Source organism: Nitrosomonas sp. Nm132 (assembly GCF_900100485.1).
GTDB lineage: Bacteria > Pseudomonadota > Gammaproteobacteria > Burkholderiales > Nitrosomonadaceae > Nitrosomonas.
Window position 1 is genome coordinate 51,335 of record NZ_FNDH01000009.1, and the last position, 21,312, is coordinate 72,646.

27 protein-coding genes are annotated in these 21,312 nt (G+C 48.9%); 23 read left to right on the top strand and 4 right to left on the bottom strand.

All coding sequences use genetic code 11. The annotated features are described in order from the left end of the window. The first annotated feature begins 131 nt into the window (after positions 1-131). From BLP80_RS05530 to BLP80_RS05575, 10 genes are all read left to right on the top strand, one after another. Complete coding sequence (locus tag BLP80_RS05530) at positions 132-1,052, top strand: hypothetical protein (RefSeq protein WP_090540964.1); 921 nt, start codon at positions 132-134, stop codon at positions 1,050-1,052. Between the two features lie 23 nt (positions 1,053-1,075). Further along, on the top strand, positions 1,076-1,717 hold the full coding sequence (locus tag BLP80_RS05535) for a hypothetical protein (protein WP_090540965.1): 642 nt from the start codon (positions 1,076-1,078) through the stop codon (positions 1,715-1,717). Positions 1,718-1,762: 45 nt separating this feature from the next. Next, complete coding sequence (locus BLP80_RS05540) at positions 1,763-3,223, top strand: hypothetical protein (protein ID WP_090540967.1); 1,461 nt, start codon at positions 1,763-1,765, stop codon at positions 3,221-3,223. Between the two features lie 62 nt (positions 3,224-3,285). After that, positions 3,286-3,603, top strand: a complete 318-nt coding sequence (locus BLP80_RS05545; protein ID WP_090540970.1) for a hypothetical protein — start codon at positions 3,286-3,288, stop codon at positions 3,601-3,603. Next, positions 3,596-3,814: a hypothetical protein gene (locus tag BLP80_RS05550; RefSeq protein ID WP_090540972.1), complete on the top strand. Its 219-nt coding sequence runs from the start codon at positions 3,596-3,598 to the stop codon at positions 3,812-3,814. Before BLP80_RS05545 ends, BLP80_RS05550 begins: the two co-directional genes overlap by 8 nt. Continuing rightward, entirely contained in the window at positions 3,814-4,155 is a 342-nt protein-coding gene (locus BLP80_RS05555; protein ID WP_090540974.1) for a hypothetical protein, read from the top strand. Before BLP80_RS05550 ends, BLP80_RS05555 begins: the two co-directional genes overlap by 1 nt. 3 nt (positions 4,156-4,158) lie before the next feature. Further along, positions 4,159-5,199 carry a phage head spike fiber domain-containing protein gene (locus tag BLP80_RS05560; RefSeq protein ID WP_090540977.1) on the top strand — a complete coding sequence of 347 codons (1,041 nt, stop codon included), beginning with the start codon at positions 4,159-4,161 and terminating at the stop codon, positions 5,197-5,199. Then, entirely contained in the window at positions 5,199-5,546 is a 348-nt protein-coding gene (locus BLP80_RS05565) for a hypothetical protein (RefSeq protein WP_090540979.1), read from the top strand. The genes BLP80_RS05560 and BLP80_RS05565 overlap by 1 nt, the downstream gene beginning before the upstream one ends. A gap of 19 nt (positions 5,547-5,565) precedes the next feature. Then, positions 5,566-6,348: a hypothetical protein gene (locus tag BLP80_RS05570; protein ID WP_090540982.1), complete on the top strand. Its 783-nt coding sequence runs from the start codon at positions 5,566-5,568 to the stop codon at positions 6,346-6,348. A 2-nt stretch (positions 6,349-6,350) separates the two neighbouring features. Further along, entirely contained in the window at positions 6,351-6,980 is a 630-nt protein-coding gene (locus BLP80_RS05575; protein ID WP_090540985.1) for a hypothetical protein, read from the top strand. Here BLP80_RS05575 and BLP80_RS05580 read toward each other — a convergent pair. After that, on the bottom strand, positions 6,977-7,753 hold the full coding sequence (locus BLP80_RS05580; protein WP_090540988.1) for a hypothetical protein: 777 nt from the start codon (positions 7,751-7,753) through the stop codon (positions 6,977-6,979). The two genes, BLP80_RS05575 and BLP80_RS05580, sit on opposite strands and share 4 nt — an antisense overlap. Positions 7,754-7,932: 179 nt before the next feature. Between BLP80_RS05580 and BLP80_RS05585 the strand changes: the two genes are divergently transcribed. The 9 genes from BLP80_RS05585 to BLP80_RS05625 are packed head-to-tail and all read left to right on the top strand — an operon-like array spanning position 7,933 to position 16,719. Continuing rightward, a complete protein-coding gene (locus BLP80_RS05585) occupies positions 7,933-8,766 on the top strand; it encodes a hypothetical protein (protein WP_090540992.1) in 834 nt (277 codons plus the stop codon). A gap of 6 nt (positions 8,767-8,772) precedes the next feature. Continuing rightward, positions 8,773-8,985: a hypothetical protein gene (locus BLP80_RS05590; protein WP_090540995.1), complete on the top strand. Its 213-nt coding sequence runs from the start codon at positions 8,773-8,775 to the stop codon at positions 8,983-8,985. Positions 8,986-8,995: 10 nt separating this feature from the next. Continuing rightward, a complete protein-coding gene (locus tag BLP80_RS05595; protein ID WP_090540998.1) occupies positions 8,996-10,708 on the top strand; it encodes a hypothetical protein in 1,713 nt (570 codons plus the stop codon). 16 nt (positions 10,709-10,724) lie between these two features. Continuing rightward, on the top strand, positions 10,725-11,147 hold the full coding sequence (locus BLP80_RS05600; RefSeq protein WP_090576504.1) for a hypothetical protein: 423 nt from the start codon (positions 10,725-10,727) through the stop codon (positions 11,145-11,147). Between the two features lie 28 nt (positions 11,148-11,175). Next, positions 11,176-11,670 (top strand): hypothetical protein, encoded by a 495-nt coding sequence (locus tag BLP80_RS05605; RefSeq protein ID WP_090541004.1) that lies wholly within the window; start codon positions 11,176-11,178, stop codon positions 11,668-11,670. Further along, positions 11,627-11,827, top strand: a complete 201-nt coding sequence (locus BLP80_RS05610) for a hypothetical protein (protein WP_090541007.1) — start codon at positions 11,627-11,629, stop codon at positions 11,825-11,827. The genes BLP80_RS05605 and BLP80_RS05610 overlap by 44 nt, the downstream gene beginning before the upstream one ends. Beyond that, positions 11,828-14,488 carry a lytic transglycosylase domain-containing protein gene (locus BLP80_RS05615; RefSeq protein ID WP_090541011.1) on the top strand — a complete coding sequence of 887 codons (2,661 nt, stop codon included), beginning with the start codon at positions 11,828-11,830 and terminating at the stop codon, positions 14,486-14,488. It abuts the gene before it with no gap. Then, positions 14,489-15,949 (top strand): hypothetical protein, encoded by a 1,461-nt coding sequence (locus tag BLP80_RS05620; protein ID WP_090541014.1) that lies wholly within the window; start codon positions 14,489-14,491, stop codon positions 15,947-15,949. After that, complete coding sequence (locus BLP80_RS05625; RefSeq protein ID WP_090541017.1) at positions 15,949-16,719, top strand: hypothetical protein; 771 nt, start codon at positions 15,949-15,951, stop codon at positions 16,717-16,719. Before BLP80_RS05620 ends, BLP80_RS05625 begins: the two co-directional genes overlap by 1 nt. Positions 16,720-16,775: 56 nt before the next feature. Here the strand turns inward: BLP80_RS05625 and BLP80_RS05630 are convergent, their stop codons facing one another. Together BLP80_RS05630 and BLP80_RS05635 are read right to left on the bottom strand one after the other, a co-directional pair. Continuing rightward, positions 16,776-17,303 (bottom strand): hypothetical protein, encoded by a 528-nt coding sequence (locus tag BLP80_RS05630; RefSeq protein ID WP_090541023.1) that lies wholly within the window; start codon positions 17,301-17,303, stop codon positions 16,776-16,778. A 65-nt stretch (positions 17,304-17,368) separates the two neighbouring features. Beyond that, entirely contained in the window at positions 17,369-18,229 is an 861-nt protein-coding gene (locus BLP80_RS05635; RefSeq protein WP_090541026.1) for a phage antirepressor N-terminal domain-containing protein, read from the bottom strand. Positions 18,230-18,506: 277 nt separating this feature from the next. On the opposite strand from BLP80_RS05635, the gene BLP80_RS05640 reads away from it, so the two are divergent. Both BLP80_RS05640 and BLP80_RS05645 read left to right on the top strand, forming a co-directional pair. Continuing rightward, on the top strand, positions 18,507-18,836 hold the full coding sequence (locus tag BLP80_RS05640) for a type II toxin-antitoxin system RelE/ParE family toxin (RefSeq protein WP_090541029.1): 330 nt from the start codon (positions 18,507-18,509) through the stop codon (positions 18,834-18,836). Beyond that, positions 18,826-19,137 (top strand): helix-turn-helix domain-containing protein, encoded by a 312-nt coding sequence (locus tag BLP80_RS05645; protein ID WP_090541032.1) that lies wholly within the window; start codon positions 18,826-18,828, stop codon positions 19,135-19,137. The genes BLP80_RS05640 and BLP80_RS05645 overlap by 11 nt, the downstream gene beginning before the upstream one ends. Positions 19,138-19,223: 86 nt before the next feature. Here the strand turns inward: BLP80_RS05645 and BLP80_RS05650 are convergent, their stop codons facing one another. Then, entirely contained in the window at positions 19,224-19,457 is a 234-nt protein-coding gene (locus BLP80_RS05650) for a hypothetical protein (RefSeq protein ID WP_090541034.1), read from the bottom strand. A 92-nt stretch (positions 19,458-19,549) separates the two neighbouring features. On the opposite strand from BLP80_RS05650, the gene BLP80_RS05655 reads away from it, so the two are divergent. Both BLP80_RS05655 and BLP80_RS05660 read left to right on the top strand, forming a co-directional pair. Further along, positions 19,550-20,695, top strand: coding sequence for a hypothetical protein (locus BLP80_RS05655; RefSeq protein WP_090541036.1), 1,146 nt, complete (start codon positions 19,550-19,552; stop codon positions 20,693-20,695). After that, positions 20,695-21,312 carry a GPW/gp25 family protein gene (locus BLP80_RS05660; RefSeq protein ID WP_090541038.1) on the top strand — a complete coding sequence of 206 codons (618 nt, stop codon included), beginning with the start codon at positions 20,695-20,697 and terminating at the stop codon, positions 21,310-21,312. The genes BLP80_RS05655 and BLP80_RS05660 overlap by 1 nt, the downstream gene beginning before the upstream one ends.

Genomic DNA, 21,312 nt, shown 5'->3' on the forward strand with positions numbered 1-21,312 from the left:
TCCAAGTGAGAGAGAACGATTTCTCACTGGCGAAATCGCCAGTGAGCTTTGGTAGCGCACTTTGACCGCCTTCTGGCGGTTTTTTTGTGATCAATCCCTTATCTATCAAGTCGTGATGCAAACATTGCTGCATGAACGACGCGGAGATACTTGCAGCGACACCAGATTACATAAGCATCGGGAGCATGCTCAAGGCAACTCCTGCGATGGAGTCTGGGCAGCGTCTGATTTATCTGGAAGCGAGCAACGAGGCGCTTGACCAGCAGAATGAAGTGGTTCTGCAGAAAGCGCTCAAGGATAGCGCGGACTGGTTTCTACGCTACGGAAATCTGGATATCGACCATTTCAGTTTGATCGGCAAGCCCAATCCGGCCAAAGGGTATGCAGGCATACCGGATTATCAGAACTACGAGATTGGTAGACCGCTTGATGTCCGCTTTGATGGTGCCAAGACATTTGTTAAAGGCGAGATTTATTCTGGTCAAGGTGTTGCCGCTGAACAGGCCAATCAATTCTGGGAAAGCTTGACTGAAATACAGCCTCCAGCGAGATGGTATCCGAGCGTTGGCGGATCAATTCTTGAGCGATCCGTTGAAATTGATGCAGGCACCCAGGCACGCAAAAACATGATCAAGAAAGTGCGCTGGTCGAATATAGGCTTTAGCAAAACGCCAGTCAATCCAGCGGTTCCCACAGTGGCCACCGTTCCCATAGGTGTGCTCGTCAAGAGCTGGGGGGCATCCGGTCTTGATATCGCCAAGGCGTTGGAAGCAGGTTACGGCACGGATTCCGCTCAATTGTCGGGCGGCGCGGCATTGCGCAAGCAATCCCTGCATGGCAATCCCATTGGATATTTTGAATTACGCAATCGCTTATCGGAGGCTTTGCATAAAGGCAGTCTCGGTAAGAACCCAGGGATACGTGACCTGGTTGCGCATTGCACGCAGAAGTTCGGGTTGTCTCGGGACGAGGCCGCCGAATGTGTTGAGCGCTTCATGCGCGATTTAAAACGTGGGTTGAAAAATCGCCAGGCAATCAGGTCGGGCGGGTAATAAACGGAGATATGGAGAAAATTATGAGTTTTGAAAAACTGTTAGACGAACTCGAAACCATGAGCAAGGCCATGCCATCCGACGACACTGGCGAGGATGATAAAAAGATCCAAGCTGCGGCGGCTGAAGGTGGTGAAGGCGATGTGAGTGATGAGAATGAAAATGTCGATGGAAATGAAGAAGAAAGCGACGACGATCTAAGTGACGATGAAGTGGAAGTTGGAGATGAAAACATGACCAAATCATTTCAATTCACCCTTGATAGCGGAGAAATCATTGAAGCGCAAGACGGAACCAAGCTGGTTAAGTCGTTGATGAATCGTATCGAGAAGAATGAAGGAACGTTGACTAAAGCGCTTGGCACTGCGGTCACGCTCATCAAATCACAGGGAGACATGATTAAGTCTCTACAGGAAAAGATCGGCCAATTGTCCGGTCAAGGTCGCGGACGCAAGGCGGTTGTTAGCGTCGTGGAGAAGAAGTCCGCTGCTCTCGTTAAGTCTGTTCAGGAAGAAGAAGGCATGTCTGCAAATGAATTCATGACAAAGGCATTGAGCGCGCAAGCTTCCGGAAAAATAACCGGCAATGACGTGGCTCGCGCGGAAGCGTATCTGAACAAGGGCATGCCGATTCCGTCGGACATCGTTAGCAGAGTAATCAGCTAAGTTCCCGTATCGTTATCATTAGTCACTAAGTTAAGGAAAATTATAATGAATCCACAAGTAATCCAATCTTTGACCGGCAATGCATCAGGTACTGGTCAGATGTCGTTGGGGGATGTTCAAGATTTGCAGAAGGCGCTTGAAGCGGGTTACGGTACTGATGTTGCGCAGCTGACTGGTGGCGGTGCGCTGCGTATTCAATCGCTCGAAAAAACCATGCTGTCCACTATCCAGGAGAATAAGCATTTTGCTTTATTCAACGAGCTGCAAAAAACCAATGCAACGGCTACGGTAGATGAATGGACTGAGCAATCAGGCGTTGGCGGTAGATTAGGCGGATCGACTAATACTGAGACGGGCAATATCCGTGTGGCGCAAGGTCAGTACAATCGTCGTACCGGCATGGTCAAATATCTGATGACCCGTCGCGAGGTGTCTTTCGTGCAAACACTGCAAAATGCGATTGCGGATGCCGAGGCAGTTGAAGCTCAGAACGGCGCATTGCAGTTGCTGACGGATGCCGAATACCTGTGCTTTGAGGGCGATTCCACGGTTGTTCCTACCGAGTATGACGGATTGCGCGCATTGCTGTTGGATGGTGTTGATGCTGGTCAAGTCTCGGCGGATAACATCCTGGACGCAGAGGGTCAATCGCTTGCGTCTATTGATTTGGTAAGCAAAGCGGCTGCGCAGATTGCCGGATACGGTAACTTCGGTACGCCCACTCACCTTTTCATGAGCCAGCTTACCCAATCAGATTTTGATATCGGGCTTGATCCCGCATGGCGCGTACCGTTAACCGATGTGCCTGGAGGCGGTATCAGCCTGGGTTCTCCAGTTGTAGGTATTCGCACGAGCTGGGGCAATATCAAAACGGTAAATGACGTATTTATCCGTGACGAGCGGCAGCAAATGCCTTTTGAGGTGAGTAATCCTGCGGAAGCTGCCGAAATGGATACGATTAAGCCTGCTTCCGTGGCTGGTGTGGCTACAAGTGATGTGAGCTCCAAGTTTGGCGCTGCGCATGACGGCAATTATTACTACTTTGTAACCGGCGTCAATGCTTCCGGCGAGTCAACCGGTAAGGCATCTGCTCAGGTCGCTGTGGCGGTTGGCGATAAAGTCACGCTGACCATTACCGCATCGGCTGGTGGAGCAGAAACTGGCTATGTGATCTATCGTAGCCGCCTGAATGGGACGGCCAACGCTAATGATGTCCGTCAGATGGCACGAGTAGCAAAAGCAGGTGCTACCACAACCTACATCGATCTGAACCGTGAAATCCCCGGTTCATCCAGCGCTTATATTCTGAATATGGCGCCTGGCGCAATGGCGATCACCTGGAGACAGTTGCTGCCTATGCTGAAATTCCCGCTTTACCCAACGGTTAGCGCGGTTGTTCCTTGGGCGCAATTGCTATTCGGCTATCTTCGTATTGGTAAACGCCGTCACCATGTCCTTATCAAGAACATCGTGAGCAACGGTGCGATGTGGAAGCCATTCGCGTAATCAGCAATTAAATCTCAGCAGGAATCCTTTTGGTTTCCTGTTGAGTTACGGGAGATAGTGGAATGGTTAAGAAATTACTTTGCACCTTGCCTAATGCGTCGAGCAATATTAACGGGATTGAATTTGAATCTTATAAGTTAGGCGGCATGGTATCGGTCGATCCGGTTGATAAATTGGATCAGACGGTAGTTCATAGATTTCTGAAAGTTGGTGGATACAAGCTGATTGACGTGGATAAAGAGCCTTCTAATGGAAAGCAGGAGGGAGAAATGACCAGTGATGAATCAGCAGTCCATTCGCCTGAGAGTCAATCTGTCCTCGTCAACAAACCACACAAGAAGACTGGTCGCTCAAAAGACAAGGAAATAACAAATGAATAAATTACAAGAGAAGCGCATTCTGAATAATATGACACCAGGCGCTAAGAAAGTGTCTTTGGGAGAGCGACTGATCGAATTGGAGGAAACAGTTGCCGCATTGCCAAGACAGGCTGCTGCTGTTGATAATGCGGCGGGAGCAAATCCTACCAAAGCAGAATTTGATGCTCTATTAAGTGCGCTCAGGGCATCTGGCGTTATAGCGTCATCGTAATGACTATGAGATCCCTGGATAGAGACACCAAAGCTTCGGTTTCTCAGCATGGAACCGAAGGCGCGTCACACGTTTATCCGGTTGCGCGCATACTGTCATCGCAATCTGTTGCAATCGGCGCATCGTCAGTGCAGTCTGCTTCTATTAATACGCGGACTGTGCGCCTTTGCTCAACCGTGGATGTTTACATTGCCTTCGGCGATAACCCAGTGGCAACCGGCGCATCAATGCTGTTACCTGCTGGAGCTGTCGAGTACTTTCAGATCGACAAAGGCAGTAAGATCGCATGTCTGAGAGTGTTTGCCGATGGCACCTTGTCAGTAAGTGCGGCGAGGATTTGATTCATGCTTATGCGAATCGGTGCACTTAATGTGCCTGTCAGGAGAGCGATAAAATTTAATCTAAAAGCTCTGTTTGCAAACGGTGAGCAAGGTTTTTGGAATGATCCGCAAGATTTATCTGCGATGTTTCAAGATTCAGCAGACACAACTCCAGCGGTACTTGGTCAGCCGGTCGGTAAAATACTCGATAAATCTGGTAATGAAAATCACGCAACTCAAGTCACAACGTCCAAAAAACCGATACTAAAGAGGCAGCCGACGAGCGGTATACGAAACGTTGTGGGCGATAGTGAAGATAATACTACGTTGCTGTGGACTAAAAGTCGGGTCACGGTCAATACTGCCAGCATTACTGAAACTACTAGTTTCGGAGTTCACACACTTTCGCCAACGACCACTATCCCAAATCTGCTTGTTGGTGATACGTGTACGGTATCATGTGACGTTAGACAAATTTCTGGAAGCAGAAGGGCGCTATTATATTTAGCTGGTTCTTTTGTTGGTAGATTTGCAAATTTTAATTTCGATACGAAAAATATTGCAACAAGTGCGGGAGTTAGTGCGGGTTATATAGATCTCGGTGGCGGTGTATATAAACTCTGGCTTACATCTCAAAGCATGAATGATGGTAGTGGTTTAGCTGGTATTAGAATTACTGACAATGACACAGCTGCATTCAGGGAGTACACAGGGGATGGTATTTCCACAATTGGAGTTACAAATTTTCAGTTCGAAAAAGGTGCACTTACAGATTATCAAAAAGCAATTGGTGGGTACGATGTATATGAGTCTGGATATAACCAAGTTTACTGGCTTGATTACGACGGCGTAGATGATGCGCTGGTTTCTACCAATCCAGACTTAGGTGCGAATGCAACCCGAGCTATGGCGACAATTGGCGGCGCAGTAATTGAGCAGGGGTTGACGCTCGGTGCAAATCAAACACTCAATACAGACAGCCTTGGGCTGATACTGATCAATCGCGCACTCACGGCTGATGAGCTGACTGCGATAACCAGTTTTTACAACGAAATGGTGGCGTGATGTTATACAACCTGCTGGTTTCAGCTGAGCACAAATCCATTGCCGAGGATGTCGGGCGCATTATTGATCCTGATGTGGGTGGTGCGTTTACTTTTTCTGTGCGATTGTCATCTGATGGCCAAGAGCCTGCAACTCATTATGCCTGCAGAACATATCTGAGAGAGCAGACACATCAAGCGCTGACGCAGCTGGATGCTGCGCAACTCAAGGTACTGCTGGATCAAATGGCTGCAGATCGTGGACGTGATCCTGTGGGAGATATTGCCGGATGGCCGTATTCTCTGGTCATTGACGACGGCGATTTTTACCAACTCATCCAGACGCAAGGTCTTCAGTTGATTTTGTGATTTGTCGTAGGAGGTTAAATTGAGTTCTCTATTTCCAGATTTAGCTGCCACAACAGCATCATTGAGGCAAGATCAATTAATGCTGGCTTCAAAATATGCTTTGCCCAATTCATCCAGCCTGTCGGATGACTACCTGAATTCAAAGTTGATAGCTGCTGAAGCTGATGCATCCAGGCAATTGAGAATCTATTTTGAACCAACGCTCATTATTCCTGACGATGCGCTTCAAGATGAGATTGACGCATTGGAGGCAGCCAACACGAAATATGCTCAGGAAGCAGCATATGACTATGATGCTCATTTCTTTATGGGTGAACGATGGGGATACATTGTCACAAAAGAAAAGCCGATTATTTCTGTGCAATCAATCAAGTTTGCCTATCCTGCTCCTACCAATCAGGTGTTTGAAGTTCCGCGATCATGGATCAGGCTGGATAAAAAATTTGGTCATATCCGGCTGGTTCCTGCTTCTCAGTCTTTCTCTGCTCCATTGTCCGCATTCATCATGCAGGCACTGGGAGGCGGCAGGACCGTGCCATTTATGATCCATGTGCGTTACACGGCTGGATTGGGTAACCCTAATCAGGACTACCCGGACTTGGCTGATCTGGTCAAGAAAATGGCTATCTTGAGGATAATGCAGGATGCTTTCCTGCCGCAATCCGGGTCGATCTCATCTGACGGGCTAAGTCAATCAATGAGCGTGGATATGCAAAAGTGGCATGATGGAATTGAAGACAAGCTGGATGCATTGAGGGATGCTATGCATGGCCCTAGAATTGCCTTTCTGGGGCATGTTTAATCATGGAGTTCAGCGTTGACTGGTTCAATGATCATCTGGCCGGGATGGGGCAGGATTTCCTGTGGCGCAAAGCTTCCATGTGCCCGTGCGTCAATCCGCATAGCGGCGCAGCTAAACCGAATTGCCCGGTGTGCGGCGGAAAGGGCAGGAGCTGGGCTAATCCAGTATCTGCTAAAGCGGGCATGGCAAGTGAGCGCGTTCTGCGTCAATGGGCGCAATTCGGCAGATATGAGGCGGGCGATGCCGTATTGAGCGTGCCGGAAAGTTCGCTGCTTTACGATGCAGGTCAGTTTGACCGAATCACCATGCTCAATGCAACCGATCCATTTTCACTGGTATTGCTGCGTGGGCAGAACGACAAGATCAACTTTCCGGTGAGCGGTATTGAACGAGTCTACTGGATCATTAATAACAATACCGTTGTTGAAGGTGGTATTCCTGCGGTAAATAGCAGTGGGCAGCTATCCTGGACTACTGGCGCGCCTCCTGTCGGTTCTCAATACAGCATATCGGGTACGCGGTATTCAGAGTATTTTGTATGGGATGAAATGCCGGGAGATAGAAATCACCATTATGGCGCAAGGCTGCCCAGAAAGCTCGTAACGAGAAGATTTGATCTGTTTGGGCGCTAGATAGTTCTTCGTATAGCTTCTTGAAATACCTTTTCCGCTTTCGGCTGCATGGCTTCCGCCACTGATTTTGCCAAGAATAGTCCTGGTTTGGCAGGCACGACCCAGCCATTGCTCTTCTCTGACATGACGCGGAATGTCAAGTAAGTGCTGCGTTTTGCTCCGCCTGCGCTGGTGTCGAAGCGACGCATGCCAGCAAATCGATTTGGAATAGAGTCTCCTGATAAACTCCCTCCCCATTTGTAAATATTCTGGTTGACCGTCAATCGTTTCCTTGACTGAATATCGTATGCGCCGGTGCCTGATAGACGTTGCGTTTGCCCAGTCACCATGGACGAGGACAGCGTTTTAGCCATATCATAGATTTCATTCGGCATAGCCTGTCCGGTAGCATTCGCGCCTGGCGTGTTGTGCTGGAAGGGGATGATCAGAAATCGGCTCCCTTTTTGCGATGTGCGCGCCTTCAGGCTGGTATTGAGCATGCGCTTCAAGTCTCTTGCTGGGCGTCCCCGCTCAATTTCTTTCGCGTATTTATAATCTGCCCACACTAACGCTTCGAAGTCATTGATCATCTGCCACTGAATCGTCGCTTTGTAAGCATCCTTTTCTCCTCGCCACAGTCTCGCGCGTTCCACTGATTCCAGCCAGTCGATTCTTGTTTGCTGTGCAACGGCACGAACGGCCTGATTGAGCAATGGGAATATCTCGGCTGTGATAATGCCTCTGCCTGCAGCAATCACATCTGACAAATCAACGCTGATTCTGAACTCTGCCATTGGCGGTCTCCTTGATAGGATGATTTTTAGCTCACGACAACTATGTGTCACTAATTCACAATTTACGTGGATAAGGATGTGGGTAAGTGTGCTATATCCAATGCCGGTAAAGATAATTTCATCTGCCTAAATTTGAGGCTCCATTATCTTCCGTGTCGTGATGCCATGATTGCAGCATCATGATCAGATTTGTTCAGCCCATCGCGTCCGGTAATGCAATCCGCCTTCTACTCAGTCTCGTTGCGGGCGCAGGCAAGTGGCGCGTGCTACGCAAAGAAACAGATGATTTTTCAGGATTCGACGATCCTAATGCGTTCCTTGTGTATGAGGGGGATGAAGGCACAGTCGTAGATCATCAGTTCTTGGTAAACGATCAGCTCTATTACTACAAAGCTTATTACTGGGTTAATAGCGCCTGGCTAGCGAGCGCAACGGCAACAGGCATGCCGCATGCTTCTTACGAAGAAGCAAGTACGGATGTCCTGAGTTTATTGCGTGACCGGCTTGATTATGGTTTTCGTGTGGAAGTCGAGCGTGGTGTCATCACACATGAATATAACGCAGTGCCGATCCTGACTGCTCCTCCCGTATTCGAGGATACGCGCTGGCCGTGCGTGACCGTGCATCTTGAGTCCGAATCCCCGGCTGAGCGCGGTCTAGGTGAGGCATTCATGCCGGATTTTTACAATCAGGATGAAGATGCCTGGGAGGTGCATGAAGGCTGGCTTGCGAGCGTGCAACTCCAGATTGTTACCTGGTCGCTGAATCCAGATGAACGTATCGAAATGCGCAAGGCAGTTCGGCGGATTATTCAAGCCAATCTGTCCCTGTTTGATCATGAGGGCATGATCAAAATAGAAACCAGCCAGCGTGATGTGGAGGACTTCACTTCATACCAGGCGCCTGTCTATCAAAGCATGTGTAGTTTTTCTTGTATCGCTCCCGCTCAAATCAGGATGGACGATCCCAATATTATTCGTCAGGTTAATTCAACCATTGTATTCACGGAGTAAAACATTATGGCAAAGGAAAAAACGGTCACCGAAACGGTTCAAGAAAAGCCAGCTGATGCAGTCACGCTGGACGAGTTCTGCGCTCGTTTATCCGGTACAGATAAGCGTGTGGAGATGATTGGCGCTTTTAATCATGTCGAGAAGAAAGCGGGGCGCGTCAAGGATACCGAAGCGAATTTTCGCTCACGGTTCGATGCTTTTGTTAATCTACCAGCGTAAGAGGTAAAACATGACTGTATTTTTTAATGGCAGATTGTGGGTGTCGCCTGCCACGATGTCGGTGGTCGATGATACCGCAATGGCTAACAAGAACCTAAGCGTCGGCAATGTGGTAGCGCTCATTGGTCGCGCTGGCGGCGGCGAACCAAACAAGGCGCTGCGCTTCGGCAGTCCATCGCGGGCTATTGAGACACTGCGCAATGGCGAATTGCTGACTGCGGTATTGAAGGCGTTTGATCCGTCATCACAAACCGGCGGTCCTGCTGAAGTGGTGGTGGTGCGCGTCAATCCTGCGCTGCAATCATCGCTCGTGCTAAAGGACGGTTCTGCCAATAATGTAATCACGCTGAAGTCAACCGACTATGGCATCCACACGAATCAAATCAAGGTCAAGGTTGAAGCAGGTTCCGTGTCAGGCAAAAAGATTACAACGGTTTACGGTCTTGCGTTCTACACAGAAGATAACGTGGCTCGTAATGCATTCAGTCTTGCATACGGAAGTGCAGGAGCGGCTACCATCAGCGTTACCAATTCAACCGTTACCCTGAAAGTGGACGCGGCTGCTGTCGCTACTATCGCTCTTGCAGATTATCCGACCGTGCAACAACTGGTTGACCGCATTAATGTCGTTTCAGGATTCACGGCTGATGTGCTTGATGGTAATGGCAATCAGGAGGCATTAAACGGACTGGATAGTCTGACCGATCAAGCGATTAGTTCCACACCTTACACGGTGACAGCCAATCTGCAGGCAGTAGTTGACTGGATCAATTCTACTTCTGAGGGATTCGTCACGGCTACACGTGAGGCTAATGCAGGGGCGGTACCAGCCAACATCGGCTATACCTATCTGACAGGTGGTTCCGATGGCGTAGTCACCAATACTGAATGGCAGAACGCGTTCACAACACTGCAAACGGTCGATGTGCAATGGGTGGTGCCGATATCCGGCGATTCCAGCATTCATGCCATGGCCGACACGCACGTAGCTTTCATGAGCAATGTCGGCAGGATGGAGCGGCGGACGATTGTTGGCACGGTATCGGGCACTGCGGATGAGGTGGCCATCGATGCGGCAAAAGCGATCAATTCAGACCGCGCATCGTTAGTGCATCTCGGTTTCTACGATTATGACGCCAACGGTAAGCTGGTGCTGATGGAGCCGTACATTATGGCAGCATTGCTAGCGGGTGCATTTTCTGGCGTTAATCCCGGAACGGCGTTGACCAACAAGACCATCAAGGTGCGTGGCTTGGAACGCGATCTTCGCAATCCGACCGATACCGATCAGCTCATCAACGGCGGGGTGTTGTGCGTGGAAAATACCAACAGCGGATTCAAGGTGGTCAAGTCGATATCTACCTGGTTGGTGAATGACAATTACAACCGCGTCGAAGTCTCGACCGGCGTGGCGACCGATTTTGTGGCGCGTAACGTGCGCCAATCTTTGGATATTCTTAGGGGAGAGCGGGGTAATCCAATCACGTTGTCCCGCGCAGTATCCATTGTTGAATCGACCTTGCGTGAATTGTCCAGACCGGAGCCGCAGGGCGTTGGCGTGATCGTGGGAGACGCGGCCAATCCAGCTTATAAAAACATTACGGCTTCGCTGGAAGGGGATGTGCTAAGGGTTGAGTTTCAATGCAGCCCGGTGATTCCAGTGAACTACATTCCGGTGACAATCTTTGCTGTGCCGTATTCCGGTACGGCGACTGCAGCCTAACGGGAGCTATTGAAACATGAGAACAAATCTTAAAACACGTTCAGGCAACCGGATCGTGGCGATGTTTGACGGAAAACAGATTGGCGCGGTGCAGTCCGTGCGCATGAATGACGATTATTCGCCTGAGCCAATGAGCGGTATTGGCGATATTCACGTCCACGAGTACGTGCCAACAATGGCGCGTCATAACCTGCAAGTACAAACCATGGTGCTCAACAAAGGATCGATGCGGGAAGCAGGTATCACCATGGAAAACGGTGACGGCGTGCTGCAAGGTCTTGTGTTCGATATCGAGGTTTACAGCAAGGATGATGGCACTCTACTTAGGAAATACATCGGCTGCTCGTATGCGAGCGGCGATCTGGAAATATCTAAGCACGCTATCGTCATGGCTTCCGGACAGTTCATGGCGCTTGATGTAGTCGGCACGATAGTTTGATTTTGAATTCTCACTTGGGAAATTCCAGGTGGAAAACGAATCTTCACTGGCGATTTCGCCAGTGAGAAATTGCTTTGCTAATAAAGGACATGAAATGCAATCAGCAACAGAGCAAAATACCGGCAGAAAATTGCTTGCAACCGATTTTTATGTGGATGTGAAAGACATTGGGCGATTCCGTCTTGCGAAACGCACCATGCGCGATGAATTCCAGATTGGCGCGGAGTATTCGAGGTTGACGGAAGGGGTGGATACGCCTACGCCATGGCTCGCGCAAATGGCGACTATGGTAGCGAATCTGAAAGTGCTCGCAGTAACCGTGCCGGAAGATTGGAACATCGATGAGATGGACCCGCTGGACGACGAATCGTACAGTCGTATTTTTCGCGTTTATGAAGCGCTGCGCGCTAGGGAGGATTCCTTTCGCGCGGGAATCGGCAAATCAAGCAAAAAAACGGGGCAAGGAGCTGGCGAAGACCTTGCAGTTCTGGTTCAGGAGGAAATACCAACTTACACCGAATGATCCGAAATTCCTTGATCTAACGATTGAGGATATCGAGACGGATTATTGGGCGCATTACTACTACGAAAATTCCACGGCGGATGAAGTCGAGGATGAAGATTTCGACCTGGATGACATTCTTCAGAAAATGGAAAACGACGATTGGGAAGAGTTGTAGATGGCTGATGTAAGAATACCAATTAGCGCTGATTTCAATAGCGGTGATCTGGATAAGGTGGTTCAGCAGTTCTCTAGCCAGATGAACCGGTTGGCCAAGTCAATTGCTGAAGCCAATAATACTAAATTCAATCCTATTGACGATGCGACAGCCGATGATATCAAGAAAGTCATTCATCAGTTTGATGCTCTAAAACGGCTATCTGAAAGCTTCAATAAGCGTCTAAAAGATACCGGACAATCCAATGCCGGTCTGTTCGATATCGATTTTCATAGGCTGTATGAGAACCAGCGTGCGGGTGCCAGGAAGGCGCTTGACGTTCTTCAGTATGTTACGGCTGGTACGACGTTCGCGTCACGCATGCCGGGGACCACTACCGGCAATCAAGGCGGCTCGCAATTGCCTGTGCCAACAAATGGAACTCCCGCGACAGCAGGCTGGAAGCACTGGGGAGGTAACGTATTCAATTCCGCTATGGGCGCTGCCGGGCCTGGCGGGCAAGTGATCAGCAATGCTGTCAGCGCTGGCATGTCCGGCGGTTTAAAAGCTGGATTGTTCGGTTTGGCGGGCGGATTTGCTGCGCTGGGTGTCGGCAAGCTGATCTCGTCGGCAAGAGAGAAAATAGGTGACGCGCAACAAGAAGCCATTGGTTATGATCGCCTGAAACGCTCTCTGGGTGATATCAATGTCGGATTCGATGAGCTCAAAAGCTCGTTAAGATTCTCTGCTGGTGAAATTTGGGAAACATTCGGCAAAACTCAGGAGCTGGCCGTAGAGTTTGCGAAGATTTCAGGATTGAGCCGCGATCAGTCCAAGAATCTGGCGAAAGAAGTGGCCTTCGGCGGCGGCTTCTCATGGTCGCTCGGCCTGGATACCAAGCAGGGAAATCAGTTCTTCGCGCAGATGCGCCAATTCAAGGTCACCAACAACGAATCGGACACCAGGCGGCTTGGGCTCATGATCGGGGAGGGGATCGCCAGAAGTGGCGCGTTCTCGAAAGCCGATGAGTTGATGCAGGCAATAGCCGGTTATACCGCGAACCAGGCGCGCATGAGTTTGACCGTGCCTAATGTGGCAGGTTATGCGGGAATGTTGTCCAGCATGGTGGGTTCCGGCATACCGGGTCTTGATCCACAGGGAGCGGCAGCGATACTTGGCCGCGCCAATTCGGCCATCATGCAGGGGGGTGGAGCGGGGGAGGCCGGGCAGAATTTCTTGCACTCAATTCTGGGGCGCCTCGGGCTCAATCCAGTTGAGTCAACTTTATTCCAAGAGGGAGGGTTGCTTTCCACGGGGGCGAGCACGTTCGGCGGGAAGCTTTTCACAGACTGGGCGAAGATGCGAGGTGTGGCTGCTCCTGGAATAGCGGGGAATTCCAGCGATACCCTGTTCTCCCATGTAATGGGTGGGCTTGGCGACAATTATAGCAATCCATGGCTGCGGCTGAACGCTATGTCGCGTATGTTTGGCGTGAATCATTCCCAGGCCATGGCACTGGATGTGCTGCACAAGCAAAACCCAAAAATGCTGGGAGGAATGGAAACACATCTGTCCGGTTTGGGTGTAGACATATCTAAGCTTTCCAGCACCGGAATCATGTCTACGGCGAGCATATTCACCGGCGACAGAAAAACACTGGATGGCGCGGCAAGAGACCTTCTAAACCGAACGGACAAAGGCAAGCTCAATGATCAGGAAAGGGAAGACCTGATTAAAGCGCAAATGGGAGATGATGAGGGAGCTTTTAGAGACGTATTAATGAAGCTCACTTCCACGCGCGAAATGCAACAGACGGAAGGTAGTAAGACGCAAGAGCTGCTGTCCGAAACAAATCGCGTACTGCAAGATATGGCGTCGAGGCTTGTTCCCGCAATCGACACAATGAAAGATGGCATTCTCCATCTGGCAAGATTGGCAGGATTTAAACCTATTCAAAGTTTTGACGGAGAAATTTATAAAGAGCTGAATGCCGCAGGAAACAAGCTGGATAAGATTAACGGCATATCCACGGCTGCTACAGCCGGTCAGCTGCCTGATGCAATTCCAGCTCCAAGTCCGGCAACGAGTAGCGAAGTCAATATGAGTCATGATGCAAAGCAAAGGATGGAGTCGGTGCTTGCTTCTTTGCCACCGGGTCTTGCGCAAAGAATTCGTGATAAGCCGACTTTTCAAAAGCAGGTGGCCGTGGAATCTGGATGGCGGCATTTAGGTAAAGACGGAAAGTTGCTTAGGTCAAAAGCAGGAGCTCTTGGAATAACGCAGGTCATGCCGGAAACAGGAAAAAACCCAGGTGGCAATGTTATTCCTTTACGAGATGATTCTATGGAAGAATATCTAAGGTTCGGCCTTGACTATGATGATTGGCTGCACAAGGAGTTTGGCGGAGATACTGAAAAAGCGCTTGCGGCGTATAACTGGGGTGTTGGGAATGTAAAGAAATTTGGAGATAGGTATAAAAATATTCCAGAAACGAATAACTATGTCAATTCTATTATGAAGGGATTACCGGAAGGGCATGACAAAAGATTTGCTGATCAATCTCAAGAAACGAAGCTGTCCCTGCACGTAACCGGCACGATGAATGATCACAGCGGGAGACCGTTAGGCCCGATTGAGGCACCTGTTACCCGTATCAAATTGCCTTCGGCTAATGGAATGTAAATGAGAACGGTCGATACCTATAATCCGCAGCTAAAAGTAACGCTGCATAAAACGATTGGCAGAGAAACGGTGGAGGGTAACGATCCGGTGTCCACTCGTTATAAGAGCGCTGATTACATTATTGACCTATCGCCATATCTCGGCGATGGGGCCTCAGTGCTGACCTCCAAATCTGTCAGGGAGCCATCAGGGGGATTTACGTTATTATTGATAGACCGTTTCCACGGCAAAAAAGATTCTTTTGAGTCTCTTTATGGATTGATCGAGCCGATGGACTTCATTGAGATCAGGATGAAGCATGAGCACGACGACACGACCGAGATACCAATCGTCATGCGGGGGTTCATCAGCGAGATACGGCGCGCAGAATCCATGGGAGCGGACGGCCAACCGCAGCGGAGCGTTGTGCTGGTAGGGCAGGATTACGGCAAAATCTGGCAAATGCTGCAAATTCTATTTCTGCCGGGTTATGTAATCGGGCAGGATTTGATTACCAATTTCAGGCTATTCGAACGATACGGGATGGGGTTTGAAACTAATTACCCATCCCACAAATTCATTCGGGACGTATTTGAAAAAATAATCAATCCGTATCTGAAAGGATTGATGCCTGAAGGTTCTTCAAATCCCGTGGAGTTCAAGCTTGACAGAGTTATGGATGATGGCAGCCGTACCAGCATATCGGGAACGCAGAACCAGGAGGGAACACTTTATAATCTGATGCGCATGTATACCGATGTGGGAATCTGGAACGAGCTGTTTATTCAAGATGAGGAGGACGGCGTGCATGTTGTATTTCGTCCGACACCCGCGTTGAAGGTGGACGGAAAAACGAAAATTCAAGAGAGGGCGCCCGATCCTGAAATTATTGATGTGCCGATTGGTCGCGTCATCAATATGACCGTCTCCCGTTCAGATGCAGATATAGCCAATTTTTATTGGGTAAGAAGTCCACGGTTTGATTTGAACAGCGATCTGTACCGGCAATTGTTCGCCGTCCACGCATCACCCGACAAAGATACGGTATTGCTAGCCAATTATCCGAACACAAGCGAAGGGCTGTATGGTCTTCGCGCCATGTACGGAGAGACGCAAACCGGGCCAAATGACGCCTATACATCAGGTTTGAAGGAGGCAGAGGAAGATAAAAGACGCGACAAGGTAGTTGACTGGGTTAAACACAGAAGAGTTGCCATGGTTGAACAAAACAAGGATAACGTGGTGCTGGAGCGTGGCAGCCTTCGCATGTTTGGTAATGAGCGCATCCGAGCCGGAATGTATATCAACTTGAAAAGAGGTGCGTTCAACGCGCTGTATTACGTCACGCAAGTCGATCATTCCTTTGTCCCCTACAACGGTTTCGTGTCCACACTTACGCTTGAGCGAGGTCTTGGTTTTGTCGAGCGGGTAAAAATGGAGTCGGGCAAACAATCCCCCTGGATAGCTGAGAGAACGCGATAATGTTGAGATTGGGACGTGTGGTAGCGATTCACCCGGAAGACAATTCGGTCGATATCGTCATGACCGACGACGGTGCTCGCCTAGCTGGAGTGCAGGTGCTTGCTTCTTCCGCCAGCACGCGCAGCGGACTTGTTGACTTGCCCGTGCCTGCACAACCGGATGAGGGCGACGCAAAATGGGATATCACGAAGGTCACGGAGAGCGACGTGATTGCAGCCGTGGCCTATTTTGATGCAATGAGAATGCCTGTGGTCGTAGGCTTTCTCTATCCACAAATCAATCAGATGCTGTTTGCGGAAGAGGGCAGAAAGTTAGATCGTCACCATTCTGATGTGTATAGCACGATAGATAAGGATGGCAATGTTGAATGGTTCCACCCGAGCGGAACTTATGTTCGCATGGCCGTTTCACCCGAGCATGATGACCTGACCGGCAAGGACTTCGATAAAAAATGGAAGACTGATCGCAATACTGATAAGCGGGTTTCATTCAGGCTAGCGATTAAAAACAGCGGCGGCACGAAGGCAACAATCACCATTGATCCCGATGGAAATGTCTCGCTGGTACACGCTGGCAATCTCAATATTGAAACAAGTGGAAATGCTGCTCACACAGCGCAAGCCATCGTCATGAACGCGGATACGTTGATGATAAATGCAAATGTAGCGATTAACAGCGACAGCATGACTCACAATGGGGTGGATATAGGTAGATCGCACCGTCATTCTGGCGTCGATGCTGGACCAGACAATACTGGAGTGCCAGTTTAGTCATCTTCACGCCATGAAAGTAACATTACGACACACGTTATAACTGTATACACTTATTACCTAAAACCGCCTTCTTGCACTCTAGGCTTCAATTTCCTCGTCTCACGCTTTTCATCAAGAAGAAATTGATTTTCTAATTTCTGGCATAAATTTTCAGCAGATTCGTGGCTGCTTTTGGCTTTTACGTCAAGAATCACGAAACTACCAATAGCTAGAAATGTTACTGGCTTGTTTATTGCCAGTTTTTCTCCAAGCGGATAACAACCACTCAATACAAATCCACTGCTTTCTCCAGCAGAAACAGAAGCATCTAGCAAAGGTGACCCTATCCCAAATAAAGAAATATGATGAATTGTGCAAACATCATGTTTTATCTTTCCGGTAGATATTTTTATATCTTCTGGTTTTATAGAGATTTTCTTTTCTGATTTATTTTGTACAACCAGCGCCGATCCTTCCTTGTTAAATTCAAACCCAATCTTTACGGAACACATCTCTTTTTCAAATATCTGACTTGCCATCGAATTCATAGATATAGAAAGAAATGCATAGAGCATCAACATCGTAAACAACCATTTTTTCATCTTATTCTTCCTTTTTATTTTGCCTGAGAAAGGAAAGAGCTTTGACGCTCTTTCCTATGTGTTTTCTATTGATTCCTTCCCGCCCAGCGTTTAAGGAATCGTACACTGAATTCCAGATGAGTCAGTGCTTCGCTGACCTCAGTCGAACCAGTTATCAGAAGTCTTTTGAGATCATCCAGTGCTTCCCATAGCGGCATCCCTGCTTCAGCGGGAAGCTCATGACACCAGGTCTGCAATTCTGTAATGATGCTTCTCATTGTCTGGATATTACGTATTGCGTCTGCTGAGCCTGCAGGATCGGGCTTTGTCCAAACGGGTGGTTTGATCGCAGGCATAGGAGCAGGTAACGCCTTAACTTCATTCTTGCCTGGAATGGATGGGATATACCGGCAAGCCTCCTCGTATTTTGTAAACGGCAAATTCTTGTAGCTATTGATACGAAAATGATTGTTGAATCTTCCCCACGCATAAGGGCGGTCACGCCCATCAGGGAAACGGCTGGCCATCAGGTTGAAGAGAACGCCTTGTTGATTGACAGTAATTAACTGGCAAGAATTGTTTGTGAGTTGGGTTTCTTGGTTATTCCATTTCTGCCAGCGCTCCCACAGAACATCGTCGCATTCGTTCTGGAAAGCGATGACTTTATCACGTATCTCCGGTTTGACTTTATTAGAGTGAATCGACATCAACCAGCCGGGGAGTTTACGGAGGGGAAGGCAAGATGCTCTCTGTTCGCCGCCTTTGGAAGGTATGGTGATAATCACCATACCCCATCGATCTTTATTTGCAGAAATTTTGGTATGCTGAGATTTCCAATCCATCCCCATACCTTCTATAACAGGTTTCATGGGAACGAAAGGTTGTTGTTCGTGTTCGGTAACTAGAAGGGTATTGCCATGGAATGCAACTTCGAGTAACTGGGTCATGATTTACGCTCCTTACTATGGAATTGACCAACAGCAACATACTGGCGGCCAGGTGCTAGTAACCTGGCGTAAGTCAGGCGGAGTGATTCCCCTTACGGGTCTTTTATTCCTCGCACACCCGGCCATAGGAAATCTATGGACGTAAAAAAACCGCATGCTGACGGGCGCGGATGTCCGCTTACGCTATTCAAATGGTGTTACTAGCACCTAAACGCACTATATCCCCGTAGAGCAGAGTTTGTCAACAAATAATAACAAATATGTTATTATTTGTGTTATGAAATACAGCGTCAATTTTTACAGCGAAACGGTCCGTATTGAAATTGAAAGCTTGCCTAGTACGTTGGCTGCGCGTTTCATTACTTTGGCGGATAGAATGGAAACCGCTGGGCCGAATCTTGGCGAACCGCATACCAAAGCTTTTGGCGATGGATTGCTCGAATTGCGCCTGAAAGGCGCGGAAGGCATCGCCCGCGTGTTCTACTGTACGCTGGTTGGCCGCCGTATTGTGATGCTGCACAGCTTCGTCAAGAAGTCGCAGAAAGCCTCGCCGCGAGATAAGCGGATTGCTGAAACCAGAATGAAGGAGATTAAAAATGGATGCTGAGCGTACCCCACCCACCATGACATATGCCGAGATGAAAGAGAAAATGCTGTCCGACCCCGCTGTGCGTGCCGAATATGAGCGCATTGAGCGCGAAGAAATGCCGATGCTCGACGCTATTCTCAAAGCACGTAAAGAAGCGGGATTGACCCAGGCCCAGGTAGCTGAACGCATGGGTACTAAAGCGACCGCAGTAGCCCGGCTGGAAAATGCGCTGATCACCGGCAAGCCATCCCCTTCATTGAATACGCTACGTAAATACGCGGCAGCACTCGGAAAAAATCTCGAAGTGCGTTTTTCTTGAGAATTTGACATCCTCCCCCGCCTAAAGGTAGGGGATTCCTACAGCGCCTGATTTAACATGCTGGTTAAATCTAATCCATTGAAAACCTAAAAAGTACTTTTATATTCATCGGGTTTGTTCTCGTGAGCAAGAGCATCAGCAAATGCTAAAAGGAATTTTTTTGCTCGCGTATTATCTGCTGGATACGATTCAGCTTTGCTCTTGAGCATATCTATAACTTTATTCAATTCTATTTGGTAGGGTTGGCTGCTTGCGTATGAGTCTCCATAAAATTGGAGAATGGCGAATGCTTCTTTTGCTATTTCATAGTGATGTTTCAAATTTATACCTCCTGTTATATTAATAAGTTAATGATACTACCATGACCATCGCGTGTAATAGTATAAGGGAGTCGTGATGCTAATTTACCTGCATGCTCACGATCCAGACACAGCCACCAAAATCACAGAAAGCAGGGGACAGGCCAATTTCTTTTATCTTGGCCGGATACCACAGAAGTGAGATTCAAGAGTACAAATTTGTCATTCGTCCCGAAGAACTGACAAGGGTTGATCCTTCGCGCGTAACGGTTCATCAGACACTTGGCGGAGAATCGCTGGGCTGGGCGGACAGCTTCGGGAAGGGATTGCCTACCATCAATATATCGGGTAATACCGGTTGGCGGGTCAAACATGATTCCGGTGACGGATTAGACCGGATGATCAAGCTCAAAGCGCAGATTGATGCATGGCATGAAATTCGGCAGCAGCGGATCAATGCAGGATCGAACCCGGATGAAACAAAACTGATATTCGTTGACACCCTAGATCAGTTTGCGGTTCATGTCGTACCGATTCAATTTGTATTGCGTCGCAGCAAATCAAGGCCACTGCTCGCACAGTTCAATATCTCGATGGCGGTAATCAGCCCGGATATCGATTCATCGCCATTTTTACCAGCACCGGTTAAACCCAACATGCCATCGGTCATAGACGGTTTTCTCGGGGCAATCGGGCGCATTACCAAATTCCTGAATGATACGGCGAAGTGGATAGATAAGAATATTCTCGGCCCAGTTAAAGCGTTTGCGGAAATGACGCGCAAGATCATGAATGCAGTCATTGGCATGATCCGCTCCGGCGTCAATGTGGTTGCTAGAGTTATCTTGACGGCGCGAGAGATTGCGCAAGCAGGAATGAATATCGCGCGATCCATATCGGCAATACTAGACCTGCCATCGCTTGCAAAACAGCAATTATCCAAAGTGGCAACGGAATACTCGTCTATTTTCTGCCTGACACGCAACGCGCTAGGGATCACACCCTATTATGACGATTACTCTTCGGTATACGGCGCATCAAATTGCTCGTCTACGGCAGGCGGACGACCGCCCAGCATCTACGCTAATACTAATACCTTCGCAGCTATTACACCTGAAACCGATTCGACAGTGACGGTATCCAGCGCTGCCCAATCGAGCCTTGCTGCCCTGACAAGAACCGATCCGGTCTTATCGCCCATGTCGCAAAGTGAATTGCTTGCGCACACTAACAATGTTGTTGCTGGGGTGGCGATCTGATGGCGCCGCCAAGAATACAGATACCTGCGTACAGAATCACCGAGACATTCCATGGCGATACGATCCAGGCAATTGCTTTTCGTGAACTGGGTGATGCTAATCGCTGGCCCGATCTGGTTGCGCTGAATGAATTAAGACCGCCATTCATCACCAGCGATCCTGATCTGGTTGTTCCAGGAGTTTTACTAGCTGGCAATCCAATCAAGGTGCTTGCTCCAAGTCCGTTTGTGCCTGCAACACGGTCTCCCGATGATGCATTTCTTAGGGACGTGGCTCTCAATAATAAATTGCTCGAAGCAACCGAAGGGGGCGATTTCGCCATGGCGTCTGGCGTTCCCAATCTTAGGCAGGCATTGAATCACGCCATGATTACTGAAAAAGGTAATCTCCCATTTCACCCCAGATATGGCTCGATGATTCCGAGGATCATCGGTGAAGTCAGCTCGCCGGTATCCGCGATCATGGCGGCTGAGTACGCAAAATCGGTGGTTGCGGCTGATGAACGAATATCGCGCGTCATTCAATCCAAAGCGGAAGCGGTAGGGGACAAAATCAGGGTTGAGGTGAATGCCGAGACAATCCATGGCAGACCGGTCAATTTGGAGGTGGTGATTTAA